Source organism: Mesorhizobium sp. (genome assembly GCF_005063415.1).
Taxonomy (GTDB): Bacteria; Pseudomonadota; Alphaproteobacteria; order Rhizobiales; family Rhizobiaceae; genus Mesorhizobium.
On sequence record NZ_SUEG01000202.1, the window covers coordinates 1 to 7,549 of the forward strand.

Sequence of the window (7,549 nt, forward strand, 5' to 3'; positions counted from 1 at the left end):
AGGTTGTCACCCATGTCTTAGGTACAAACTGTTACCCATGTCTCCGGGCCGTACATGTTTTTTCTGGTCGGAGTGGCAGGATTTGAACCTGCGACCCCATCGTCCCGAACGATGTGCGCTACCAGGCTGCGCTACACTCCGTGACCAGACCGCGGGCTTATAGCCGCCGCGTTTGGTTACTGCAAGCGCCAATGGCAGCGCTTCTGTCGCATTTCTTTCGGTTTCGCCGCCACGTCTACAGGTTTCAGTTTCCTGTCGCACAAACACGGCTTAAAGGGGCTTCTGGGTAATGTCCACTTGCCTCGAAGCACCTGATTCAGCCGCCTGGAGTTTGCAGCCTTGTCGATGAAGATCGTTAGCGATGTCAGACCAAACACTTTTGAGTTTGAAACCTCGGCGCTGATCAAGCCGTCCGGGTTTCGCGAATATGATGCGCGCTGGTGGTTCGGCCATCCCGGCTCGAACGAGCCGCCGGAACTCAATCTGATCGGCGTCCAGGCGCTCGGCATGGGGCTCGGCACGCTGATCCGTCGCCTGGGTGCCGGACCCGACATCGTCACCGGTCACGATTTCCGTTCCTATTCGCTTGCCATCAAGCTGGCGTTGGTTTCCGGGTTGATGGCGGCCGGCGCACGGGTCAGGGATGTCGGGCTGGCCCTGTCGCCTATGGCTTATTTCGCCCAGTTCGCGCTCGACACGCCGTCCGTCGCCATGGTCACTGCCTCGCACAACGAGAATGGCTGGACCGGCGTCAAGATGGGCGCGGCGCGCCCGCTGACTTTTGGTCCGGAGGAGATGAGCGCCTTGAAGGCGATCGTGCTCTCAGGCGATTTCGACCTTGTCGGTGGTGGCTCCTATGACTTCGTTGCGGATTTCCGCAAAACCTATCTTGACGATCTGACAGCGGGAAAGCGTATCTCGAGGAAGCTCAAGGTGGTGGCCGCCTGCGGCAACGGCACCGCCGGGGCTTTCGCTCCCGAGACACTGGAAAGGATCGGCTGCGAGGTGATCCCGCTCGACGTCGAGCTCGATCATACGTTTCCCAATTACAATCCCAACCCCGAAGACATGCAGATGCTGCACGCCATTCGCGACAAGGTGCTGGAAACGGGCGCCGATGTCGGGCTCGGTTTCGACGGCGACGGCGATCGCTGCGGCGTGGTCGACAATGAAGGCAACGAGATCTTCGCCGACAAGGTCGGCGTCATGCTGGCGCGCGACATCTCGCACCTCCACCCAGGCTCGACTTTCGTCGTCGACGTCAAGTCGACCGGATTGTTCATGACGGACAAGGTGCTGCGGGAAAATGGCGCGGTCACCGACTATTGGAAAACCGGTCACTCCTATATCAAACGGCGCGTCGCCGAACTCGGCGCCGCCGCCGGTTTCGAAAAATCGGGCCATTTCTTCTTCAATCCGCCGATCGGCCGCGGCTATGACGATGGCCTGGTAACGGCCATCGCCATATGCCAGATGCTGGATCGCAGCCCGCAAAGCAGCATGGCCGACCTCTATCGCGATCTGCCGCTAACCTTCGGCACGCCGACCATGTCGCCACACTGCGCCGACGAGCTCAAATACGGCGTCGTCGAGCGCGTCGTAGGCGACTTTCGCAAGATGAAGGACGAGGGCGCGGTCTTCGCCGGCCAGAAGATAGCCGAACTGATCACCGTCAACGGCGTCAGGGTCGTGGCGGAGGATGGTACCTGGGGGCTGGTGCGGGCATCATCGAACAAGCCGGAGCTTGTGGTGGTGGTCGAAAGCCCGGTATCGTCCGAGCGGCGGCGGCAGATGTTCGAAGCCGTCGATGCGGTGCTGCGCCGCAGCTCCGAAGTCGGCGCCTACAATCAGACCTTTTGAACGCGGGGCTTGTTTTCATGACCGAACGGATCGTCAGTTTTGTGATGAGCGGCGGCGTCGGCTCGCGGCTGTGGCCGCTGTCGCGCGAGGACAATCCCAAGCAGTTCCATGATTTCTCAGGCGACGGCTCGATGCTGGCCAAGACGCTGCGCCGGCTGACCGCGCGGCCGGAGGGCGAAACGCCGGTTTTCCTGATTGCCTCGGAAAGGCATGGCGACCGCGTTCATGCCGACATTGCCGGTCACGAGCTTTCCGGCGGCGGCCCGCTGTTCGAGCCGACCGGACGCAACACTGCTGCGGCCGTCGCTTTGGCAAGCCTGCGCACCTTGTCGGAATTCGGCGACAGCCTGGTGCTGGTGGTGCCGTCGGACCATGAGATCGCGACCGCGCAGCAATTCTGGCGGAGCGTCGAGGCCGGCACGGCGGCCGCGCGCCAGGGCAGGCTGGTGGTGTTCGGCATCAAGCCCGCCCAACCCGAGACCGGTTATGGCTACATCGAGGTGGCCGGCGAGCGCGATGGCATCTGCGATGTCTCGCGTTTCGTCGAAAAACCCGATCTCGCCACGGCGCAGAGCTATCTCGAGGCCGGCAATTTCTACTGGAACACCGGCATCTTCCTGTTTCGCGCCAGTGCCATGCGCGACGCGTTCATGGCTTTCCAGCCAGACATCTGGGGCGCCACAGAGGCTGCCTACCAGGCTGCGACATCGGATCTTTCCGGCCTCTACATGCCTCTGGAGCTCTATGCTGCCATCCCATCGACATCGATCGACTATGCTATCATGGAGCGCGCCAGCGGTATCGCCATGGTGCCGGCCGGCTTTCGCTGGAACGATCTCGGCTCCTGGCAATCGCTGCTCGACGTCGGCCCCTCCGACACGCAGGGCAATGTCATCGTCGGCGACGTCGTCGCCATCGATTGCGAGAACTCCTATATCCGCAGCGACGGCCGCCTGCTGTCGGCCATAGGCCTGAAGGACGTCGCCATCGTGTCGACCGCCGACGCCACTTTCGTCGCTCCCGTCAGCCACAGCCAAAACGTCAAGAAGATCGTCGAGCAGCTCGAAAAGAGCGGCCGCCTGGAGACCAGGTTCACGCCCGCCGACGACCGCGTCATCGAAAGCGGCGCCTGGCAGCGCCGCGTGCACCATTGGCTGTTCGAGGAAACGGTACCGTTGTGGTCGACGGTCGGCGTCGATGAGCGCCATGGCGGGTTCCACGAAGCGCTCGGCTTCGATGCCGCGCCGCTGATGAAACCCAAGCGCATGCGCACACAGGCCAGGCAGATCTACGCCTTCGCCGTCGCTAAGGCGCGCGGCTGGAACGGCCCAGCCGATCGGCTGATTAGCCACGGCCTCGAATTCATGGCCAGGCACGGCCGCACCGACAATGGCGGCTGGGTGCGCACGCTCAACGTCGACGGCACCGTCGCCGATGCCGCCGAGGATGCTTACGACCATTCTTGCGTGCTCCTGGCGCTGGCACATGCCCATATGTGCGGCAATCCCGATGCGTTGCGGCTTGGCGAGGAGACCTTTGCGTTCATCGACGCGCATCTCGAGGACGAACGCCTGACCGGCTTCCGCGAGACCTCGAGCGGCGAGGGCGAGCGCCGCTCCAACCCACACATGCATCTGCTCGAGGCATTCCTGGCCTGGCATCAGGCGACCGGCGAGCGCGCCTATCTTCGCCGCGCCGCGCGCATCGTCGATCTGTTTCGCAGCCATTTCTTCGACCCGGAAAGCTGGACGCTGGGTGAGTATTTCGACAATGAATGGCGGCCGGCCCCTGGCGAGAAGGGCACGTGGACCGAACCGGGCCATCATTTCGAATGGGCCTCGCTGCTGGTCGACTTCGCCGGCCGCAGCGGCCAGAGCGGCTTGACCGGGCTCGCCCGGAAGCTTTACGCGTCGGCAATTGCCAATGGCCTGAACCGCGCCACAGGCCTCGCCTACGGCGCGGTCTCGCGGCAAGGACTGCCGCTCGACCGCGTCTCGCGCAGTTGGCCGCAGGCCGAAGCGATCAAGGCAGCGATCGCGCTGGACGGTTCGGGCGGTCCCGACCTGAAGCCGGAAATCGAGGCGCGTGTCGGCCGGCTGTTCCGCTGGCACATCAATCCCGCACCGCTCGGCCTGTGGATCGACCGCATCGACGAGCGCGGCCGCTCACTGGCAAGCGAGGTGCCGGCCAGCATCTTCTACCATCTGGTCTGCGCGCTGACCCAGTATCTGGACGGCACGGCCCGTAAGGATCAGTACGGGCTGGCGACGTCCCCCGTCTCGACATAGATCGACTTCAGCTGCGAATAGAGTGCCAGTGCCGCGAGCGAATTCTCGCGGCCGATGCCGGACTGCTTGAAGCCGCCGAAGGGGATTTCGACCGGCGTCAGATTGTAGGCGTTGATCCAGCAGGTACCGGCCTGCAATTCGGCGATGACGCGGTGGGCGCGCTGCAGATCGCGGGTGAACACGCCAGCGGCGAGGCCGAATTCGGTATCGTTGGCACGCTCGATCACTTCGTCCTCGCTGTCGAACTTCAGCACGCTCATGACTGGCCCGAAAATCTCCTCGCGCGCGATGCGCATTGTGTCTGTGACACCGGTGAACACCGTCGGCTCGACGAAGAAGCCGCCCTGGAAGCCCTGCAACGCCGGCATGTTGCCGCCGCAGGCGAGCACCGCGCCATCCTGTTTGCCCGCTTCGATGTAAGAGACCACCTTGTCGTGCTGCGCCTTGGAGACCAGCGGCCCCATCTGCGTGTCCGGATCGAGCGGATCGCCGATGCGGATTTTCTTGGTCCGCTCGGTCAGCCTCTCGACGAAACGGTCATGGATGCTGCTCTGCACGAACACCCGCGTGCCATTGGAGCAGATCTGGCCGGTCGAATAGAAATTGCCGAGCATCGCGCCGCCGATGGCGTTTTCGAGGTCGGCGTCTTCGAAGACGATCAGCGGCGACTTGCCGCCGAGCTCCATCGTCGCGTGCTTCATCTTCGAGCCGGCGAGCGACAGCACCTTGCGGCCGGTCGGCACGGAGCCGGTCACCGAGACCTTGGCGACGACCTCATGGCCGACAAGGCCGGCGCCGACATCGCCAAAACCTTGCACGACGTTGAACAGGCCGTCGGGCAGGCCGGCCTCGGTATAGATTTCGGCGAGCGCCAGTGCTGAAAGCGGCGTGTTTTCCGACGGCTTGAACACCATCGCATTGCCCATGGCGAGCGCCGGTGCGGATTTCCAGCCGGCGATCTGGATCGGGTAATTCCAAGCGCCGATGCCGACGCAGACGCCGAGCGCCTCGCGCCTGGTATAGGCAAAGGGTCCGCCGAGATCGACAGCCTCGCCATTAAAGGCGGCGACCGCGCCGCCGAAATATTCGAGGCAATCCGCCGCCGACGGGGCATCCGCAACCAGCGTCTCCTGGATAGGCTTACCGGTATCCAGCGTCTCAATGCGCGCCAGATCGACATTGCGCGCGCGCAAAATGTCGGCGGCGCGGCGCAGGATGCGGCCGCGTTCGACCGGCTTCAACCGCGCCCAGGCGGGTTGTGCCGCACGCGCCGCCTCGATCGCGAGCTCCAGCACGTTCGGCGTCGCCGAGCGCAGCATGGCGATGGTCTCGCCGGTTGCAGGATAGATTACCTGCAGCGGCGCGCCGCGCTCGTCGTCGATATAGCGGCCGTTGACATAATGCGATGCCGTTGGCTGGGCGCGCATGGCTGTTCTCCAAATCGTCTTTTCGCGGCATGCGGAATATGCGTCCGCCGGATCATGGCTTATCTGTCCGACGCCTGCCAGCGCGGATTGATCCATGGTTCCTGGTTGGACGGCGCCAGCGGCGTGCGCCCGAGAATGTGGTCGGCGGCCTTCTCGCCGGTCATGATCGACGGCGCGTTGAGATTGCCGTTGGTGACGCGTGGAAAGATCGAGGAATCGGCGACCCGCAGCCCTTCGACGCCGATGACGCGGCATTCCGGATCGACGACGCTCATCGCATCATCGGCACGGCCCATCTTGCAGGTGCCGCAAGGGTGGTAGGCGCTTTCGGCGTGGTCGCGAATGAAGGCGTCGAGCTCCTCATCCGATTGCACATGCGAACCCGGCGACAGTTCCTTGCCGCGGTACGGATCGAAGGCCGCTTGCCCGAAGATCTCGCGGGTCAGCCGGATGCAGTGGCGGAACTCCGTCCAGTCATCCGGATGCGACATGTAGTTGAAGCGGATCACCGGCTTCGATCTGGGATCGGGCGAGCGCAGCGTGACCGAACCGCGCGACTTCGACCGCATCGGCCCGACATGCGCCTGGAAACCATGCGCCTTCGCCGCCGCCTTGCCGTCATAGCGGACCGCGGCCGGGATGAAGTGATACTGGATATCGGGATAATCGACGCCGGCGCGCGAGCGCACGAAGGCGGCCGCCTCGAAATGATTGGTGGCGCCAAGGCCGGACTTGAAGAACAGCCATTGTGCCCCGATCAGCGCCTTTGAAAACGGGTTCAGCACCGAGTTCAGCGTGATCGGCTTTGTCGATTCCTGCTGGATGTAGAGTTCCATATGGTCCTGCAGATTGCGGCCGACGCCGGGCCGGTCGGCGATCACCGGGATGCCGTTCTCCCTAAGGTGCTGGCCGGGGCCGATGCCGGACAGCATCAGGATCTTGGGCGAGTTGATCGAGGACGCGGCAACGATCACCTCGCGCCGCGCTCTGACCACCTGAATCCGTTTGCGCACTTCGATCTCGACGCCGGTGGCGCGTTGATTCTCGATGATTACCCGCCGGGCGAAACCCTTGACCAGGCTGACATTTTTCCGCCTCAGCGCCGGCCTCAGATAAGCGCTCGCCGCTGACCAGCGACGGCCGCGGCGAATGGTCTGCTCCATCGGCCCAAAGCCTTCCTGCTTCGCGCCGTTATAGTCGTCGGTCAGCTCGAAGCCGGCCTGACGGCCTGCCTCGACGAAGGCGCCATAGAGTGGGTTCGTCCTCGAGCCGCGCTGCACAGTCAGCGGGCCGCCATGGCCGCGCCAGCCATCCTCGCCGCCTGCGCTGTCCTCCATGCGCTTGAAATAGGGGAGCACGTCGGCAAAGCCCCAGCCGGACGCGCCCTGTTCGGCCCAGTGGTCGAAGTCGCGGGCATGGCCGCGCACATAGACCATGCCGTTGATCGACGACGAGCCGCCGATCACCTTGCCGCGCGGCGTCGCCAGCACGCGGCCGCCGAGGTGCGGCTCCGGCTCGCTGGCAAAGCCCCAGTCGTAGAGGCTCATATTGAGCGGGATCGACAGCGCCGACGGCATCTGGATCAGCGGCCCGATATCGCTGCCGCCATATTCGACGACGATCACCGAATGCTTGCCGTCCTGCGACAGCCGGTAGGCCATGGCCGAACCGGCCGAGCCGGAGCCGATAATGACGAAATCCGCTTCAAGCATAGTTCATGCGCGTCCATGGTTCATATGCGCAATGAAATCGGCCAGCGAGACGTTGCCGCCGGTTGCCATTACGAGAACGGTCTTGCCGGTCACGTCGACCTTGCCGCCGAGCAACGCAGCCAGCGAAGCAGCGCCGGATGGTTCGAGCACCAGCTTCATCCGCTCGAAGGCGATGCGCATGGCGCGCCGCACCGAAGCATCGTCGACGGTGACGCCGCGAACGCCGGCGGCCTTCACCGCTGCGAACGGCGCGTCGCCGGGC

The 7,549-nt window shown here is 64.0% G+C and carries 5 protein-coding genes and 1 tRNA gene; 2 read left to right on the forward strand and 4 right to left on the reverse strand.

Features of this window, described 5'->3' with window-relative positions; translation table 11 throughout:
- Positions 1-64: 64 nt before the first annotated feature.
- A tRNA-Pro gene (locus E5W70_RS29490) sits at positions 65-141 on the reverse strand.
- 198 nt (positions 142-339) lie between these two features.
- On the opposite strand from E5W70_RS29490, the gene E5W70_RS29495 reads away from it, so the two are divergent.
- Together E5W70_RS29495 and E5W70_RS29500 are read left to right on the forward strand one after the other, a co-directional pair.
- A complete protein-coding gene (locus tag E5W70_RS29495) occupies positions 340-1,860 on the forward strand; it encodes a phosphomannomutase/phosphoglucomutase (protein WP_292664815.1) in 1,521 nt (506 codons plus the stop codon).
- Positions 1,861-1,877: 17 nt separating this feature from the next.
- Complete coding sequence (locus E5W70_RS29500) at positions 1,878-4,148, forward strand: AGE family epimerase/isomerase (RefSeq protein WP_292664816.1); 2,271 nt, start codon at positions 1,878-1,880, stop codon at positions 4,146-4,148.
- Here E5W70_RS29500 and betB read toward each other — a convergent pair.
- From betB to E5W70_RS29515, 3 genes are all read right to left on the reverse strand, one after another.
- Positions 4,112-5,575: a betaine-aldehyde dehydrogenase gene (gene betB / locus E5W70_RS29505; RefSeq protein WP_292664817.1), complete on the reverse strand. Its 1,464-nt coding sequence runs from the start codon at positions 5,573-5,575 to the stop codon at positions 4,112-4,114. The two genes, E5W70_RS29500 and betB, sit on opposite strands and share 37 nt — an antisense overlap.
- Before the next feature lie 59 nt (positions 5,576-5,634).
- Positions 5,635-7,287 (reverse strand): choline dehydrogenase, encoded by a 1,653-nt coding sequence (betA, locus tag E5W70_RS29510; protein ID WP_292664818.1) that lies wholly within the window; start codon positions 7,285-7,287, stop codon positions 5,635-5,637.
- Positions 7,288-7,290: 3 nt separating this feature from the next.
- Positions 7,291-7,549, reverse strand: a 259-nt coding sequence (locus E5W70_RS29515) for a pyridoxal-phosphate dependent enzyme (RefSeq protein ID WP_292664819.1), incomplete at its 5' end; no start/stop codon positions are given.

Excerpts from the sequence above, each read along its gene's own strand:
- betA (WP_292664818.1), bottom strand. The coding sequence starts at position 7,287 with ATGCTTGAAGCGGATTTCGTCATTATCGGCTCCGGCTCGGCCGGTTCG.
- E5W70_RS29500 (WP_292664816.1), top strand. The coding sequence starts at position 1,878 with ATGACCGAACGGATCGTCAGTTTTGTGATGAGCGGCGGCGTCGGCTCG.
- betB (WP_292664817.1), bottom strand. The coding sequence starts at position 5,575 with ATGCGCGCCCAGCCAACGGCATCGCATTATGTCAACGGCCGCTATATC.